General features: G+C 73.0%; 14 protein-coding genes. 9 read left to right on the top strand and 5 right to left on the bottom strand.

Annotated features, from left to right (window positions below):
* Positions 1 to 26 precede the first annotated feature (26 nt).
* The 7 genes from ACH4D3_RS26590 to ACH4D3_RS26560 all read left to right on the top strand — a co-directional run bounded on the left by ACH4D3_RS26590 (position 27) and on the right by ACH4D3_RS26560 (position 9,218).
* Positions 27 to 710: a GntR family transcriptional regulator gene (locus ACH4D3_RS26590; protein ID WP_398326642.1), complete on the top strand. Its 684-nt coding sequence runs from the start codon at positions 27 to 29 to the stop codon at positions 708 to 710.
* 133 nt (positions 711 to 843) lie between these two features.
* Positions 844 to 1,584 carry a response regulator transcription factor gene (locus ACH4D3_RS26585; protein ID WP_398326639.1) on the top strand — a complete coding sequence of 247 codons (741 nt, stop codon included), beginning with the start codon at positions 844 to 846 and terminating at the stop codon, positions 1,582 to 1,584.
* On the top strand, positions 1,581 to 3,179 hold the full coding sequence (locus tag ACH4D3_RS26580; protein ID WP_398326636.1) for an ATP-binding protein: 1,599 nt from the start codon (positions 1,581 to 1,583) through the stop codon (positions 3,177 to 3,179). Before ACH4D3_RS26585 ends, ACH4D3_RS26580 begins: the two co-directional genes overlap by 4 nt.
* A 14-nt stretch (positions 3,180 to 3,193) precedes the next feature.
* A complete protein-coding gene (locus tag ACH4D3_RS26575; protein ID WP_398326633.1) occupies positions 3,194 to 4,558 on the top strand; it encodes a glycosyltransferase in 1,365 nt (454 codons plus the stop codon).
* Positions 4,555 to 6,780, top strand: coding sequence for an ArnT family glycosyltransferase (locus ACH4D3_RS26570; RefSeq protein ID WP_398326630.1), 2,226 nt, complete (start codon positions 4,555 to 4,557; stop codon positions 6,778 to 6,780). Before ACH4D3_RS26575 ends, ACH4D3_RS26570 begins: the two co-directional genes overlap by 4 nt.
* A gap of 58 nt (positions 6,781 to 6,838) precedes the next feature.
* Positions 6,839 to 8,347: an MFS transporter gene (locus ACH4D3_RS26565; RefSeq protein WP_398326627.1), complete on the top strand. Its 1,509-nt coding sequence runs from the start codon at positions 6,839 to 6,841 to the stop codon at positions 8,345 to 8,347.
* A gap of 112 nt (positions 8,348 to 8,459) precedes the next feature.
* The gene (locus ACH4D3_RS26560) at positions 8,460 to 9,218 is read left to right on the top strand and encodes a TetR/AcrR family transcriptional regulator (RefSeq protein WP_398326624.1); all 759 of its coding nucleotides are present in this window, start codon (positions 8,460 to 8,462) and stop codon (positions 9,216 to 9,218) included.
* 71 nt (positions 9,219 to 9,289) lie between these two features.
* Here ACH4D3_RS26560 and ACH4D3_RS26555 read toward each other — a convergent pair whose 3' ends face one another.
* Both ACH4D3_RS26555 and ACH4D3_RS26550 read right to left on the bottom strand, forming a co-directional pair.
* Positions 9,290 to 9,760 (bottom strand): PPOX class F420-dependent oxidoreductase, encoded by a 471-nt coding sequence (locus ACH4D3_RS26555; RefSeq protein ID WP_398326621.1) that lies wholly within the window; start codon positions 9,758 to 9,760, stop codon positions 9,290 to 9,292.
* A gap of 9 nt (positions 9,761 to 9,769) precedes the next feature.
* Positions 9,770 to 10,180: an STAS domain-containing protein gene (locus ACH4D3_RS26550; RefSeq protein ID WP_398326618.1), complete on the bottom strand. Its 411-nt coding sequence runs from the start codon at positions 10,178 to 10,180 to the stop codon at positions 9,770 to 9,772.
* A 238-nt stretch (positions 10,181 to 10,418) separates the two neighbouring features.
* Between ACH4D3_RS26550 and ACH4D3_RS26545 the strand changes: the two genes are divergently transcribed.
* The gene (locus ACH4D3_RS26545) at positions 10,419 to 11,168 is read left to right on the top strand and encodes an ANTAR domain-containing protein (protein WP_398326615.1); all 750 of its coding nucleotides are present in this window, start codon (positions 10,419 to 10,421) and stop codon (positions 11,166 to 11,168) included.
* Between the two features lie 392 nt (positions 11,169 to 11,560).
* Here the strand turns inward: ACH4D3_RS26545 and ACH4D3_RS26540 are convergent, their stop codons facing one another.
* The 3 genes from ACH4D3_RS26540 to ACH4D3_RS26530 all read right to left on the bottom strand — a co-directional run bounded on the left by ACH4D3_RS26540 (position 11,561) and on the right by ACH4D3_RS26530 (position 15,609).
* Positions 11,561 to 12,382: a YceI family protein gene (locus ACH4D3_RS26540; RefSeq protein WP_398326612.1), complete on the bottom strand. Its 822-nt coding sequence runs from the start codon at positions 12,380 to 12,382 to the stop codon at positions 11,561 to 11,563.
* 109 nt (positions 12,383 to 12,491) lie between these two features.
* Positions 12,492 to 15,095 carry an MFS transporter gene (locus ACH4D3_RS26535; protein WP_398326609.1) on the bottom strand — a complete coding sequence of 868 codons (2,604 nt, stop codon included), beginning with the start codon at positions 15,093 to 15,095 and terminating at the stop codon, positions 12,492 to 12,494.
* A 13-nt stretch (positions 15,096 to 15,108) separates the two neighbouring features.
* Positions 15,109 to 15,609, bottom strand: a complete 501-nt coding sequence (locus ACH4D3_RS26530) for a MarR family winged helix-turn-helix transcriptional regulator (protein WP_109029062.1) — start codon at positions 15,607 to 15,609, stop codon at positions 15,109 to 15,111.
* A 205-nt stretch (positions 15,610 to 15,814) separates the two neighbouring features.
* Between ACH4D3_RS26530 and ACH4D3_RS26525 the strand changes: the two genes are divergently transcribed.
* Positions 15,815 to 16,015: a hypothetical protein gene (locus ACH4D3_RS26525; RefSeq protein WP_398326605.1), complete on the top strand. Its 201-nt coding sequence runs from the start codon at positions 15,815 to 15,817 to the stop codon at positions 16,013 to 16,015.
* Positions 16,016 to 16,130: the final 115 nt, after the last annotated feature.

Genomic DNA, 16,130 nt, shown 5'->3' with positions numbered 1-16,130 from the left:
TTCAATGGATCGTCTATGCTGCCCTCATGACTCAGACCGGCCCCACCCCGCCCCCGCCGACGGGCAAGCGCATGCTCTCCGAGCAGGTCTACGCACATCTGCGGGATGCGATCATGCGCGGCGACCACGCCCCGGGCGCCGCCCTCAAGCCGCAGGACCTCGCCAAGGAGCAGGGCGTGAGCCTGGCCGTGGTGCGCGAGGCCCTCGTGCGGGTGGTCGGGGACGGGCTCGCCGACCGGCTGCCCAACCGCGGTTTCGCGGTCCCGGCCCACTCCGACCGGCGCTGGCAGGAGATCGCGGAGGCCCGCCGCACCATCGAACCGGTCCTGCTGCGCATGTCCGTCGAGCGCGGCGACGTCGACTGGGAGGCCCGGGTGCGCGCCGCCCACCACCGGCTGTCCCGCACGCCCCCGTACACGCCGGAGGAGGGCGAGTACTACAGCGAGGCGTGGTCCGAGGCGCACCGGCTCTTCCACCGCGCCCTGATGGAGGGCTGCGGCAACCCCGTGCTGCTGGAGACCTTCGACCGGCTGTGGACGGCGAGTGAACTGGCCCGCCGCTGGTCGACGCACCGCAATCCCGGCCGGGACGGCGTCGAGGAGCACCGCCGGCTGGAGGAGGCGGCGCTGGCCCGCGACGCCGACACCGCCGCCGAGGTGCTGGTCCGGCACCTCACCCTCACGGCCGAGGGCCTGACCGCGGAGGGCTGACGGGCGGCGCCGGAAGGCTACCGGCGGCGCGAGAGGGCTGACGGGCGGTGCCCGCGCGGCGCCCGGGCGTTTCTCAGAGAAATCACAGCTTGGGGAAAGGGCCTTCTCAGAGCGTCCCGACAAGGTGACCGCTATGACCACGACCTCGCCCCAGGGGCGCACCGAACTGCTGAGGCCGGACGGGAGCCCCGTCCGGGTGCTTGTAGTGGACGACGAGCAGTCCATCACCGAACTGCTGTCCATGGCCCTGCGCTACGAGGGCTGGCAGATCCGCAGCGCGGGCGACGGCCACGGCGCCGTCCAGACCGCGCGCGAGTTCCGGCCCGACGCCGTCGTACTGGACATGATGCTGCCCGACATGGACGGCCTGAGCGTGCTGGGGCGGCTGCGCCGCGACCTGCCGGACGTGCCGGTGCTGTTCCTGACCGCCAAGGACGCCGTCGAGGACCGGATCGCCGGGCTGACCGCGGGCGGCGACGACTACGTCACCAAGCCGTTCAGCCTGGAGGAGGTCGTCGCCCGGCTGCGCGGACTGATCCGGCGCTCCGGCGCCGCCGACCGGCGCTCCGACTCCGTACTCGTGGTCGGCGACCTCACCCTCGACGAGGACAGCCACGAGGTCACCCGGAGCGGCGACGGCATCCACCTCACCGCCACCGAGTTCGAGCTGCTGCGCTTCCTGATGCGCAACCCGCGGCGGGTGCTCAGCAAGGCACAGATCCTGGACCGCGTGTGGTCCTACGACTTCGGCGGCCAGGCCAACGTCGTGGAGCTGTACATCTCCTACCTGCGCCGGAAGATCGACGCGGGGCGCGAGCCGATGATCCACACCCGGCGCGGCGCCGGATACCTGATCAAGCCCGCGGTCTCGTGAGCGGGCGGCGACGACCGCGGCCGCGCACCCTGCGGACGCGGCTCGTCGTCGCGTCCGTGGCGCTGATCGCGGTGGTGTGCGCGGTGATCGGCACCGTGACGACGGTAGCGCTGCGCTCGCACCTGTACGAGCAGCTGGACGGGCAGGTGCGCGAGGTCGCGGCCAGGGTGTCCGGGTTCGGGCCGCCGGGCGAACCGGGGCCCGGCGGCGGGTTGAAGCAGCGGATGGACCTCGACGACTTCGTCACGCACGGCGGCCCGCAGCCGCGCGACACGATCGTCGCCGAGACGCGGGACGGTGCCGTCGTCGACGCCAAGTACGGCAAGAAGGACGACGAGAGCACGGACCCCAGCGGGACGACGGCGGTCTCCCTCGACGAGGCCCAGCGCACCGCGCTCGCCTCCGTCCCCCGGGACGGGGAGGCGCACACCGTGGAGATCCCCGGCCTCGGTGACTACCGCGTCGAGTATCACGACGGCTACTACGCCGCCCTGCCCACCTCCGACGTCGACGGCACCATCAGCACCCTGATCCTCGTGGAGGCCAGCGTCACCGCCGCGGGCCTCGTCGCCGCCTCCCTCGCCGGGGCCGTCATCGTCGGCGTCGCCACCCGCCCCCTGCGCCGGGTCGCCGCCACCGCCGGCCGGGTCTCCGAACTCCCGCTGCACGCGGGCGAGGTGAACCTCGACGAACGGGTCCCGGAGTCCGAGTGCGACCCGCACACCGAGGTCGGCCGGGTCGGCTCCGCGCTCAACCGGATGCTGGACCACGTCCACGGCGCCCTGCACGCACGGCAGCAGAGCGAGACGCGGGTACGGCAGTTCGTCGCCGACGCCAGCCACGAGCTGCGCACCCCGCTCGCCTCCATCCGCGGTTACGCCGAACTCACCCGCCGGGGACGCGAACAGGTCGGCCCCGACACCCGGCACGCGCTGGGCCGCATCGAGTCCGAGGCCGGCCGCATGACCCTGCTGGTCGAGGATCTGCTGCTGCTCGCCCGCCTGGACGCCGGACGCCCGCTGGAGTTCGGCCCCACCGACCTCGTACCGCTGGTCGTGGACACCGTCAGCGACGCCCGCGCGGCCGGTCTCGACCACACCTGGCGGCTTGACCTGCCCGAGGACCCGGCTCTGGTCTCGGCGGACCCGGCCCGGCTCCAGCAGGTGCTGGTCAACCTGCTGGGCAACGCCCGCAACCACACCCCGCCGGGCACGACCGTCACCGCGCGCGTGCGACGCGACGGGCCGTGGCTCCGCGTCGACGTGGTGGACAACGGGCCGGGCATCCCCGCCGAGTTGCTGCCGCGGGTCTTCGAACGGTTCGCGCGCGGGGACTCGGCACGGTCGCGTGCGACCGGTTCGACGGGCCTCGGGCTCGCCATCGTGCAGGCCGTGACGACCGCGCACGGCGGTGGCGTGACGGTGGACAGCGCGCCGGGCCGGACGGTCTTCACCGTGTATCTCCCCGCGCTCCACGACCGGCCCCTGTCCGCGGTCCACGACCGGTCCCTGTCGCCGGTGCACGCCCGGCCGGACGGGCGAGCGCACTCACAGGCGCAGCACAGCACCACCACACGGGTGCGACAGGGGAGTTGAGAAGAGTCGGTTCCATGCGAACCGACTCTTCTCCCGGCTCCCTGCCGGCGCGGGAGCACCTCCCGGCCGCAGGAGCCGGTACGCCTGTCCTGGACGTAGTGGTCCCCGTCTACAACGAGGAGAAGGACCTCGGGCCGTGCGTCCGGAGACTGCACGAGCACCTCGACCGGACGTTCCCCTACGCCTTCCGCATCACGGTCGCCGACAACGCCTCCACGGACGGCACCCCGCACGTCGCGGCCCGCCTGGCGGCCGACCTCGCGGCGGTCAGGTCGGTCCGGCTGGAGCAGAAGGGGCGCGGCCGGGCCCTCAGGACCGTCTGGTCGGGCTCGGACGCCCCGGTCCTCGCCTACATGGACGTGGACCTCTCCACCGACCTGAACGCGCTGCTGCCGCTGGTGGCGCCGCTGATCTCCGGCCACTCGGACCTCGCGATCGGCTCCCGGCTCGCCCGCAGCTCGCGGGTGGTGCGCGGGGCCAAACGGGAGTTCATCTCCCGCACCTACAACCTCATCCTGCGCGGCTCCCTGCAGGCCCGCTTCTCCGACGCCCAGTGCGGCTTCAAGGCGATCCGCCGGGACGTGGCCCGGGTACTGCTGCCGCTGGTGGAGGACACCGGCTGGTTCTTCGACACCGAGATGCTGGTGCTCGCCGAACGCGCCGGGTGCCGGATCCACGAGGTGCCCGTCGACTGGGTCGACGACCCGGACTCCACCGTGCACATCGTGCGGACGGCGACCGAGGACCTCAAGGGCGTGTGGCGGGTCGGCAGGGCCCTGGCCACCGGCTCCCTCCCACTGGACCGGCTGACCCGCCCCTTCGGCGACGACCCGCGCGACCGCGACCTGACCGGCGTACCGCGGGGCCTGGCCCGGCAGCTCGTCGGCTTCTGCGTGGTCGGCGCCCTGTCCACCCTCTTCTACCTCCTCCTGTACAGCGGCTTCCGCCACTTCACCGGCTCCCAGCTCGCCAACGCGCTCGCCCTGCTGGTCTCGGCGGTCGCCAACACCGCCGCCAACCGGAGGCTGACCTTCGGGGTGCGGGGCCGGGGCGGCGCCGTGCGGCACCAGGCGCAGGGGCTGGTCGTCTTCGGCATCGGTCTCGCGCTGACCAGCGGTTCGCTGGCCGCGCTGAGCGCGGCGACGACCGACCCCGACCACTCCACCGAGCTGGCGGTGCTGATCGCCGCCAACCTCGCCGCCACCGTGCTGCGCTTCCTGCTCTTCCGCGCCTGGGTGTTCCCGGACGCGCCGCCCACGACCCAGACGCCGGACCCCCACCTCCCGGACTCCCACCTCCCGGACCCCCACCTCCCGGACCCCCACCTCCCCGACCCTCATCTTCCGGACCCGCATCGCACCTGGAGCGACGCCCGATGACGACGCACTACGACCCGACCACGCGCGCCGACGGCACGCCCACCCCCGTCGGCGAGGACGGGGGGCCGCCGTCCTCGGCGCCGCCCGCCCACCGGCAACCCCGGCCTTCGCGGCGGCCCCGGCCCGGCCGGGTGTGGCGCGGCCGCCCCGAGGACCCCCGCTGGGTACGCCCCGCCTTCCTCGGCCTCCTGCTGGCCACCGCCCTCCTGTACCTCTACAACCTGAGCGCCTCCGGCTACGCCAACTCCTTCTACTCGGCGGCCGTGCAGGCGGGCAGCCAGTCCTGGAAGGCGTTCTTCTTCGGCTCGCTCGACGCGGGCAACGCCATCACCGTCGACAAGCCCCCGGCCGCGCTCTGGCCGATGGCGCTGGCGGTGCGGATCTTCGGCCTCTCCTCCTGGTCGGTCCTCGTCCCCGAGGTGCTGATGGGGGTGGGCACGGTCGCCGTCGTGTACGCGGCCGTCCGCCGCCGGTTCAGCCCCGCGGCCGGACTGATCGCGGGCGCCGTGCTCGCGCTCACGCCCGTCGCCGCGCTGATGTTCCGGTTCAACAACCCGGACGCGCTTCTCGCCCTGCTGATGTCCGTCGCCTGCTACCTCGTCGTACGGGCCCTGGAGGACGGCCGGACCAAGTGGCTGGTGTGGGCGGGCGTCGCGATCGGCTTCGCGTTCCTGGCGAAGACCCTCCAGGCCTTCCTGATCCTGCCCGCCCTCGCCCTGGTCTACGGCGTCTGCGCGCCGGTGCGGCTCAGGAAGCGCCTCGGCCAGCTCGCGCTGGCGACCGCCGCGATCGTCGTCTCCGGCGGCTGGTGGGTCGCGGTCGTCGAGCTGTGGCCGGCGTCGTCCCGCCCGTACGTCGGCGGCTCGCAGAACAACAGCTTCCTGGAGCTGACCTTCGGCTACAACGGCCTCGGCCGCCTCAACGGCGAGGAGACCGGCAGCGTCGGCGGCGGGGGCGGCGGCATGGGCGGGGGCGGTGGCGGGCAGTGGGGCGAGACCGGCTGGGACCGGATGTTCAACTCGGAGATCGGCGGCCAGATCTCCTGGCTGCTCCCGGCCGCCCTGATCCTGCTCGTCGCGGGCCTGATCGCCACGCGCCGCGCCGCCCGCACGGACGGCGCACGCGCGTCCTTCCTGGTCTGGGGCGGCTCGCTGCTGATGACGGCGGTCGTCTTCAGCTACATGGCCGGCATCTTCCACCAGTACTACACGGTGGCCCTCGCGCCGTACCTGGCGGCCGTGACCGGCATGGGCGCCGCGACGCTGTGGGAACGCCGCGAGCGGCCCTGGGCGTCGATCGCCCTCGCCGCCGCCGTCACGGCGAGCGCGGCCTGGGGATACGTGCTGCTCAACCGGACGCCCGACTACCTCCCCTGGCTGAAGGTGACGGTCCTGGTCGGCGGCCTGACCGCCGCGCTCGGGCTGGTCTTCGCGGGGCGGCTGGGGCGGCGCACCGCCCTCGCGGCGGCGGGTCTCGGGCTCGTGGCGTCGCTGGCCGCACCCACCGCGTACACGCTGAGCACCGTGCGGGAGGGGCACAGCGGCTCCATCGTCACGGCGGGTCCGGCCGGTGCGAGCATGGGCGGCGGTCCCGGCGGTGGCGGCGGCCCCGGAGGCGGCGGCTTCCCGGGCGGCGGGAACGCCCCCGGCCAGGGGCAGGGCCAGGGCCAGGGCGGTCCCGGGGGCGGCGGCTTCCCCGGCGGCGGCACCGCTCCGGGTGCCGGCGGCACCAACCAGAACGGCCAGAACGGCCAGACACCGAACGGCCAGAACGGCCAGAACGGCCGGAACGCTGGTCCGGCCGGCGGTCCGACCGGCGAGGGCGGCCGTATGGGCGCCGGCGGCGGCGGCATGGGCGGCCTGCTCAACGGCGCCGAAGTGGGCTCCGAGGCGAAGAAGCTGCTGGAGACCGACGCCGACGCGTACACCTGGGCGGCCGCCGCGATCGGCTCCCAGAACGCCGCGAGCTACCAGCTCGGCACCGGCGCCCCGGTGATGGCGATCGGCGGCTTCAACGGCACCGACCCGTCGCCGACCCTGGCCCAGTTCAAGAAGTACGTGGCGGACGGCCGGATCCACTACTTCATCGGCAGCGGTGCGGGGGGCGGCATGGGTGGCGGCTCCGGCGCCGCGTCGCAGATCACCTCGTGGGTCGAGGCCAACTTCAAGGAGGTCACGGTCGGCTCGGCCACCTTCTACGACCTCACCTCGCCGACGGACTGACCGCGCCGGACGAGAAACTGTTGTACAGCGTATAGGGAACTCCTATACGCTGTACAACATGACGACGTCATCCCAGGAATCCGCCGAGGAGCAGGAACGCGAACCCGCACCCCCGGTCCAGGGCCACCCGCAGCGCTGGCTGATCCTCGGCGTCATCAGCCTCGCCCAGCTCACGGTGGTCCTGGACAACACCGTGCTGAACGTGGCCATCCCCTCGCTCACCGACGAGCTGGGCGCGGCCACCTCCGACATCCAGTGGATGATCAACGCCTACTCGCTGGTCCAGTCCGGACTGCTGCTCACCGCGGGCAGCGCGGCCGACCGGTACGGCCGCAAGAAGATGCTGGCCACCGGCCTCGCCCTGTTCGGGGTCGGTTCGCTGGCGGCCGGACTCGCGGAGACCACCGGCCAGTTGATCGCGGCGCGGGCCGGCATGGGCATCGGCGGCGCCCTGCTGCTGACGACCACGCTCGCCGTGGTCATGCAGATCTTCGCACCCGCCGAGCACGCCAGGGCCATCGGCATCTGGAGTGCGGTCAGCGCGCTCGGCTTCGCCTGCGGGCCGCTGATCGGCGGCTTCATGCTGGACCACTTCTGGTGGGGGGCGATCTTCCTGATCAACCTGCCGGTGGTGGCCCTCGGCCTGGTCGCGGTCGTGGCCCTGGTCCCGGAGTCGAAGAACCGGCAGGGCGACCGCCCCGACCTGCTGGGCGCCCTCCTCTCCACGGTGGGCATGGCCGCCCTGGTCTACGCGATCATCTCCGGCCCCGGGCACGGCTGGACGTCGGGGCGGGTCCTGGCCACGGCCGCCGTCGCCGTGGGCGTGCTCGCGCTCTTCGCCTACTGGGAGAGCCGCATCCCGTACCCGATGCTCGACCTCACCTTCTTCCGCGACCAGCGGTTCACCGGCGCGGTGGCCGGTCTCGTGCTGATCACCTTCGGCATGGGCGGTGCGCTCTTCCTGCTCACCCAGCACCTGCAGTTCGTGCTCGGGTACGGCCCGCTGGAGGCCGGGCTGCGGACCGCGCCGCTGGCCCTGACCGTGGTGCTGCTGAACTTCTCCGGGGTGGCGGCGAAGTGGCTGGCCAGGCTCGGCACGCCGGTGGCAGTGCTGCTGAGCATGGTGCTGATGGCGGCGGGCCTGGTGGCCATCGCCACGCTGACCGGGCACGGTTACGCCGGCACACTGCTGGGACTGCTGCTGATCGGCGTGGGGTGCGCGCTCGGCAACCCGGCCATGGCACACGCGCTGATGAGCGCGATCCCGCCGGCCAGGGCCGGGGTCGGCGCGGGCGTCAACGGCACGCTGGCCGAGTTCGGCAACGGGCTGGGCGTGGCCGTCCTGGGCGCGGTGCTGACCTCGCGGTTCGCGGCGCTGACCCCCGTCGCGGCGACCTCGCTCCCCGCGGCGCTGGCTGCGGCGCGCGGGGAGGGCGAGCGGGGGCGGGTGCTCGACGCGTTCTCCTCCGGAGTGGAGAGCAGTCAGTTGGTGGGCGCGGTGGCGGTGTTGCTGGGCGGGGTGGTGGCGGCGGTGTTGTTGCGGCGGGCGGAGCGGGTGGGCGCCTAAGAACTCGGGCCGCGGGGCGGGTGTGTGGCTGCGGAGCCGCATATCGTCACGCCCCGCGCCCCTTTCCGGGGCGCCTAGCATGACGGTTGAGGGTGAGAGCGAGGTAGTGCGCATGGCGAAGGCAGGGCGGGAGGGGCCGCGGGACAGCGTGTGGCTGTCGGGGGAGGGGCGGCGCGGTGGACGCCGTGGGGGGCAGCCGTCCGGGCTCGACCGGGACCGGATCACCGGGGTCACCGTCCGGCTGCTGGACGCCGAGGGCCTGACGGGGTTCTCGATGCGCCGCCTGGCCGCCGAGCTGAACGTCACCGCGATGTCCGTGTACTGGTACGTCGACACCAAGGACCAGCTGCTCGAACTCGCCCTGGACGCCGTCTTCGGCGAGCTGCGCCACCCGGACCCGGACGCCGGGCTCGACTGGCGCGAGGAGCTGCGGGCCCTGGCCCGGGAGAACCGGGCGCTGCTGGTGCGCCACCCCTGGTCGTCCCGGCTGGTCGGCACCTACCTCAACATCGGGCCGCACTCGCTGGCCTTCTCCCGCGCGGTGCAGAACGTCGTGCGCCGCAGCGGGCTGCCCGCGCACCGTCTGACCGGCGCCATCTCCGCCGTCTTCCAGTTCGTCTACGGCTACGGCACCATCGAGGGCCGTTTCCTCGCCCGGGTGGCGGACACCGGGCTGAGTCCGGAGGAGTACTTCCAGGACTCGATGACCGCGGTGACCGAGGTGCCGGACACCGCGGGCGTCATCGAGGACGCGCAGGACATCATGGCGGCCCGGGGCGGCGACACCGTGGCGGAGATGCTGGACCGGGACTTCGAGTTCGCCCTCGACCTGCTCGTCGCGGGCATCGACGCGATGGTCGAACAGGGCTGACCGCCCGGCGTACGGCTGCCCACCCCGGCGTATGGCCGCCCACCCCGGCGTACGGCTCGCGGACACGCGCCCTAGTCGTCCGCCGCCAGCCGCGCCGGGAAGCCGCCCGTCGCCACCGGTCCCCACTTCTCCGGTGTCACCCGGACGATGGACTTGCCCTGCTTGACCATGGCCTGCCGGTACTCGTCCCAGTCGGGGTGCTCGCCGGAGATGTTGCGGAAGTACTCCACGAGCGGCTCCACGGAGTCCGGCGCGTCGATGACCTCCGCGGTGCCGTCGATCTGGACCCACGGGCCGTTCCACTCGTCGCTGAGCACGATGAGGCTGACCCGCGCGTCGCGGCGCGCGTTGCGGGTCTTGGCCCGCTCGGGGTAGGTCGACACGACGATCCGGCCGGCGTCGTCGACCCCGCAGGTCAGGGGCGAGCCCTGGGGGCTGCCGTCGGCCCGGCGGGTCAGCAGGATCGCCCGGTGCCGGGGGCGTACGAAGTCCAGCAACCCGTCCAGTGAGACACGGGTGTTCGTCGCGATGTTCGGTGCCATGCCGCCAGCCTAGGCCGCCGTGCCGCTCCCCGCCGTCCCGCTCCCGGCCGTGCCGCTTCCGGTGCGCAGCGCCTCCGCGAGGTTGTCGTGGACCGGCACGTCGCGGCGCAGGCCGGAGAGTTCGAGGACGCGGCTCGGTACGCCCTTCGGGACGGCCACCACGCGCAGCAGGGCGTGGTCGGGCAGCCGGCGGCGTACGGCCGCGACGAGGCGGACGCCCTGGGAGTCCATGAAACCGGTCGGGGAGAGGTCCAGGACGAGCAGGCGCAGTCCGTCGGAGCGCTGCTCCACGGCGGTCATGATCAGGGGCAGCAGCCCCGCGGCATTGCAGAAGTCGATCTCGCCGGGCATCGCGAGCACGACGCACCCGGGTGGTTCACAGGGCTCACACGGCTCGCAGGGCTGGGGGAGGAAGGTCACAGCACTCACCTGACAGACGTCCGTCGGGCTTCCGGCCGGGCCGCTTCCTGACCCGGTCCCCATTGCACCACGCGGCGGGGCGGTGCGGAAGGCGCGCCACTCGCCCGGCCGCGGGGCCGCCCGGACCGTCGGCCGAGCGTCACCGGCACGCAACCGAGCAGCTAAAGTGCTGTTCGTCCTGTGCTCGCAGTCGGGAATGTGCTGCGGAGCTCTCCTGCGCACGGCCGTGAGGCCGCGCTTGCCGAAGAGGTTCGTGGTGGCTGCGTCCGAATTTACTGATTTGCCGCGTTTTCCAGTGGGTTTCGAGCTGGCCGAGGCCCTGACCGCCGCGGCCGGTGACCTGCACGCGACGGGCTCACCCGGCGACACCATGAACACCGCCGTCGCACTGGCGGTACGCCTGCTGCCCGAAGCCGAGCACGCGGGCATCTCGGAGATCCAGCGCGGCGGCCGGCTGCGCTCCCTCGCCTGGACCGACGAGACCGTCCGGTTCGCCGCCGAGCCCCGGCAGGGCGGCCACACCCCGCACCCGGACTGGGAGCGCCTGTGGACCACGCCCGTGGTGCGGACGGACGACAGCGAGGCCGACGGCGGCGGCACCGTCCTGTCCGGGCTCGGTCTGCGCTCCACGCTGTCCCTGCGGCTGCGCGCCGACCGGCGGCGGCTGACCGTGCTGACCGCGTACGCCCGCAAGCCGCAGGCCTTCGACGAGGACGCCACCCGCATCGGGCGGCTGTTCACCGCGCACGTCTCCCTCGCCCTGGACTCGGCGACCGTGCGCGAGCAGCTCACCGAGGCGATGCGCACCAGGGACCTGATCGGCCAGGCCACCGGCATCCTGATGGAGCGTCTGGACATCGACGCGGGCGGCGCCTTCGAGTCCCTGGTGAAGGCCTCCCAGCGCGAGAACGTGAAGCTGCGCGACCTGGCCCGCCGCATCGTCGACGCCAACTCCGGTTCGGGCGGCAGAGGCGCGACCGAGCGGTGACGTGACATCCGTACGGTCATCACCCCGCGGATCAGCGACACGGACCCGGGCGGAGACGCGGACACTGTCCGGGCAACCGACCCGGCCCGGACATCGGCCACCCTCGACCACGCCATGGCGCGCAGCACCGGACCGCCCGGCGGCCTGGACCTGCGCCAGTACGAGAACGGCGCGGGCCGCATCGAACGGCGGCAGGCCTCGGCGGCCGACGTGCGCACCGCCCTGCTCTCCCGCAGCGTCATGGACCGGGCGGTCGGCATGCTCATGGCCCGGGAGCGCATCGACGCCCACCGGGCCCTGGAGCGCGGCGGCGCCGGGCCTCACAGGCCCGGAACGTCAAGCTCCGGGACCTGTGCGCCCAGGTGGTGGCCGGGGCGTCGTCCGGCGATGCCTCACACGGCGGGCAGTGACTCCCCCTGGACCGCCTGGACGTCCAGCTCGACCCGGAGCGTCGTGCCGATGGCGGCGATGCCGGCCTGGACGACCTGGTTGTAGTTCATGGCGAAGTCCTCGCGGTGCAGCTCCGCCGTCGCGCGGAACGCCGCCCGGGTGCCGCCCCAGGGGTCGGCGCCGGTGCCGAGGTAGGCCAGGTCCAGGTCGACCTCGCGGACGACCCCGTGCAGGGCCAGCTCGCCGCGGACGGTCCAGCGGTCCGGCCCGGCCTCGCTCACGCCGGTGGAGCGGTAGGTGATCTCCGGGTGGCGTTCGACGTCCAGGAAGTCGGCCGAGCGCAGGTGGGTGTCGCGCATGCCGTTGCCGGTGTCGATGGAGGCCGCCTTGATCACCGCCTCCACCCGGGACTTGGTGACGTCGTCCGGGGCGATCTCGACGGTGGCGGCGAAGTCGGTGAAGCGGCCCCGCACGCTGGAGATGCCCAGGTGCTGCGCGACGGCGGCCACGCTGGAGTGCGCCGGGTCCACGGTCCACGGCCCCGGCGGCGGCAGTTCGGTGCCGCCCTGGCGGGCCAGCGTCACGGTGCCGACCTCGGCCCGGCCGCTCGCGGTGACGATCGCGCTGGAGGCGGCGGGCGCGTAGCCGACCGCGGTGACGATCACGGTGTACGCCCCCGGCGTCAGCGCGGTGGTGTCCCGCACGGCGCCCTCGGTGTCCGCCTCGGCGCGCAGCACCTGCGTGCCGGTCATGTCGGTCACCGTGACGACCGCGTGCGACACGGCCCATCCGTCCCGCGTTCGGATCCTCGCGGTCAGTCCCATCCCGTTTTCTCCCTGCAAAGGCTCAGAAAGTGGTCGTAAAGAAACCGGCCCGTGGTGGGCGGGCGCACCTCCGCTCGGAGCGCGCACGCCACCACGGGCCGGGGTTCTGCTACTCGCCGGGGTGGGCGAGCTCGATGTCGTGACCGTCGGCACCCGGGCCGGCGACCGTCAGGGCGGTGGCCACCGGCGGGTAGCCGGTCGCGATGACGGTGTACTCACCGGCGTCCAGGTCGGTGAAGGCGTACGCCCCGTCCGCCCCGGTGGTGGCCGTGCCGACCACGTTGCCGGCCGCGTCGACCAGGGTGACCCGGGCGTCGGCCAGCGGGCCGTGCGGCGCCCGCACGACGCCCTGGACCTGGGCCCCGGCCTGGAGGTCGACCTCGACGCGGGTGACGCCGGTGCCGCCGACCTCCAGCGGCAGCGCGCGGGGCCGGTAGCCGGCGGCGTTGACCGCGACGGTCACGGTGCCCGGCACCAGCTCGGTGAAGGCGAACTCGCCCGCCTCACCGGTGGTGGCGCTGGCCAGCAGGTCGCCGCGCACGTCGGTGACGATCACCATGGCGTCCTTGACCGGCAGCCCGCCCTCCATGGCCCGGACCAGGCCGGTGAGCCCGCTGGTGCCGCTGAGCAGGATGTCGTAGGCGACCGGCTCGTCGTTGACGACGATGGTGGAGGCCTGCGGCTGGAAGCCGTCGGCGGAGGCGATCAGCACGTACGACCCGGCGCTGGGCGCGTCGACGGTGTAGGAGCCGTCGGCCTGGGCGACGGACCGGCCGAGCTGGCGGCCGGCCAGCGAGATCAGCGTGACCGCGGCCTGCGGGACCGGGGCGGACTCGGCGCCGCGGACGAAGCCGCGCACCGCGATGCCGCCGGAGACGGGCGCCTGCGGTTCACCGGAGCCGGTCGTCGTGGCGACGGCGGCGAGCCGCTGCGTGGCCACCGGTCCGGCGGCCGGTCCGGCGGCCGGGGAGACCGCGGTGTCCGAGACGGCCGAGCTGGCCGGGTCGCCGGACGGTGTGGCCGACACGGCCGCCATCGCACCGGCCGGAACCGGCTCGTCGGCGACGCGGACGGCCTCCGCGGGGGTGCCCGCCACCGGCGGGGCGGCCTCGGCCGAGGACTCCGCGGCCTGTGCGAGGGCGCCCTTGGTGCGCAGCGGGACCTCCTTGATGAACAGCGTCACCAGGAAGCCGAGCAGGGCGATCGGCGCGACGTACAGGAAGATGTCGGCGATGCCGTGCCCGTAGGCGCTCTCCAGCCAGGTGCGGATGGGCGCGGGGAGCAGGTCCATGTCGGGGATCTGGCCGGAGCCCAGGGCCTTGCCGGCCGCCATCTGGTCCTCGGGCCTGAGCTGCCCGATGGTGTCGGTGGCGTAGTGGCTGATCCGGGTCGACATGATGGAGCCGAGCACCGAGACGCCCACCGCGCCGCCGAGGGACCGGAAGAAGGTGACCGTGGAGGACGCGGAGCCCAGGTCGCTCGGCTCCACCTGGTTCTGCGTGCAGAGCACCAGGTTCTGCATCATCATGCCGACACCGAGGCCCATCAGCGCCATGAAGATCGCGATGTGCCAGTACGCGGTGTCGTAGCGCATCGTGCTGAGCAGGCCGAGGCCCGCCGTCAGCAGCACGCCGCCGGCCAGCAGCCAGCGCTTCCACTTGCCGGTCTTGGTGATGATGATGCCGGAGACCGTGGAGGAGACGAACAGGCCGCCGATCATCGGGATCGTCATGACGCCCGACATGGTGGGGGACTTGTCCCGGGCGAGCTGGAAGTACTGGCTGAAGTAGACGGTGCCCGCGAACATCGCGATACCGACGAACAGCGAGGCCAGCGAGGCCAGGGTGATGGTGCGGTTCCTGAACAGGCGCAGCGGGATGATCGGCTCGCTCGCCCTGCTCTCGACGAAGAGGAAGACCAGCGTCAGCACGATCGCGCCGCCGACCATGGCGCCGGTCTGCCAGGACATCCAGGAGTACTTGTCGTCGGCGAAGGTGACCCAGACGAGCAGCAGGCAGACGGCCGCGGTGACGAAGAAGGCGCCGGCCCAGTCGACCTTGACCTTCCGCTTGACCACGGGCAGGTGCAGCGTCTTCTGGAGCACGATCAGCGCGAGGATCGCGAAGGGCACGCCGACGTAGAGGCACCAGCGCCAGCCGAGCCAGCTGGTGTCGGTGATGACGCCGCCGAGCAGCGGACCGCCGACGGTGGCGACGGCGAAGGTGGCACCGAGGTAGCCGGAGTAGCGCCCGCGCTCACGCGGGGCGATCATCGCGGCCATGATGATCTGCGCCAGGGCGGACAGACCGCCGGCGCCGAGGCCCTGGATGGCCCGCGCGGTGATCAGCATCGCGGGGTTCTGCGCCAGGCCGGCCACGACGGAGCCGATGACGAAGACGACCAGGGCTATCTGGACCAGGGCCTTCTTGCTGAACTGGTCCGCGAGCTTGCCCCACAGGGGGGTCGAGGCGGTCATCGTCAGCAGCGAGGCCGTGACGACCCAGGTGTAGGCGCTCTGGCCGCCGCCGAGGTCACCGATGATCTCGGGCAGGGCGTTGGTGACGATGGTCGAGGACAGGATCGCGCAGAACATGCCGAGCAGCAGCCCGGACAGTGCCTCCATGATCTGCCGGTGCGTCATCGGAGCGTCTCCGGTGGAGCCTCCCCCGTGCTTGGCATGAGCCCGCACACCGGCTGGTGTGGTCGTTGCCATGGACTTCCTTTACTTACGTGGTGATCGCGGGTGTACGGGTGGACTGTTCGTCCCCGGACAGTGCGGGAGGCCGGGCCGCGGGGGCCCGGCAGTCGTCGAAGCTGGCCCTGAGGCGGGCCATGAGCCGGGAGAGCTGGCCGACCTCGTCGTCGGACCAGTCGCTCAGGCGGTGGGAGAGCAGCTGGGTGGTCCGCTCGGCGATCTCGTCGAGCTGGTCCTGTCCCGCGGGCGTCAGGCGCAGGATGCGCGAGCGCTTGTCCGCCGGGTCGGGAAAGCGTTCGATCCAGCCCCGCTCGGCGCCGTGGGCGACGTGGCGGCTGGTCACCGACATGTCCACCGCGAGCAGCTCCGCGAGCTTGCTCATGCGCATGTCCCCGTGGCGGCCGAGCAGGGTCAGTACGGCGACGGACCCGCCGGGACAGTCGGACGGCAGCAGCCGCCCCATCTCCCGCTTCACGGCGCCGAAGGCGCTGAACTGGCGGATCAGCTCCTCGTACTGCGCCTTCTCGGCCATGCGCACCTCCCGATTCGTTGCTTAGGGCAACCATAAGGACAGTTAGTTGCTACAGGCAAACAAAAAGGGTCGGCGCGGCATAAAAAGTTGGCAAAGGCAAGTATTGCGAAAGTAAATGCGCAGGTGGTAAGGGGTGGGTCGGGTCAAGAGGGCTCGGCGGCCCCGCACTTGGGCCGCACTCGCGGATTCGCTAGTGTCTCGGCCCATGGCTAACACCCAGGGCCCCCAGGGCACCAACGACCCCGCAGGCAGCACCCAGATGTTCCGCGCGTTCGTCGACGACGCCCCGCAGGGCCGGCAGGCGGCGGCCCCCGCCGCCTCCTCCGGACCCCGCGTCGGCCTGATCGTCGGCATCGTGGCCGCCGTGATCGTCGTCGCGGCCGTGGCCTGGCTGGCGCTCGGCTAGAACGGGCACCCGGCCGCTGCGGCCTGGTACCGGGACATACGAAGGCGACCGCCGCGGCACCCCCGAGGTGCCACGGCGGCCGCCGTGCTGTCGTACGGGCTCTCCCGCGGCGCGG

The organism is Streptomyces sp. NPDC018026 (assembly GCF_044327745.1).
In the GTDB taxonomy this organism is placed as follows: domain Bacteria; phylum Actinomycetota; class Actinomycetes; order Streptomycetales; family Streptomycetaceae; genus Streptomyces; species Streptomyces rubrogriseus.
This window is presented reverse-complemented; position numbering and strand designations above follow the sequence as displayed.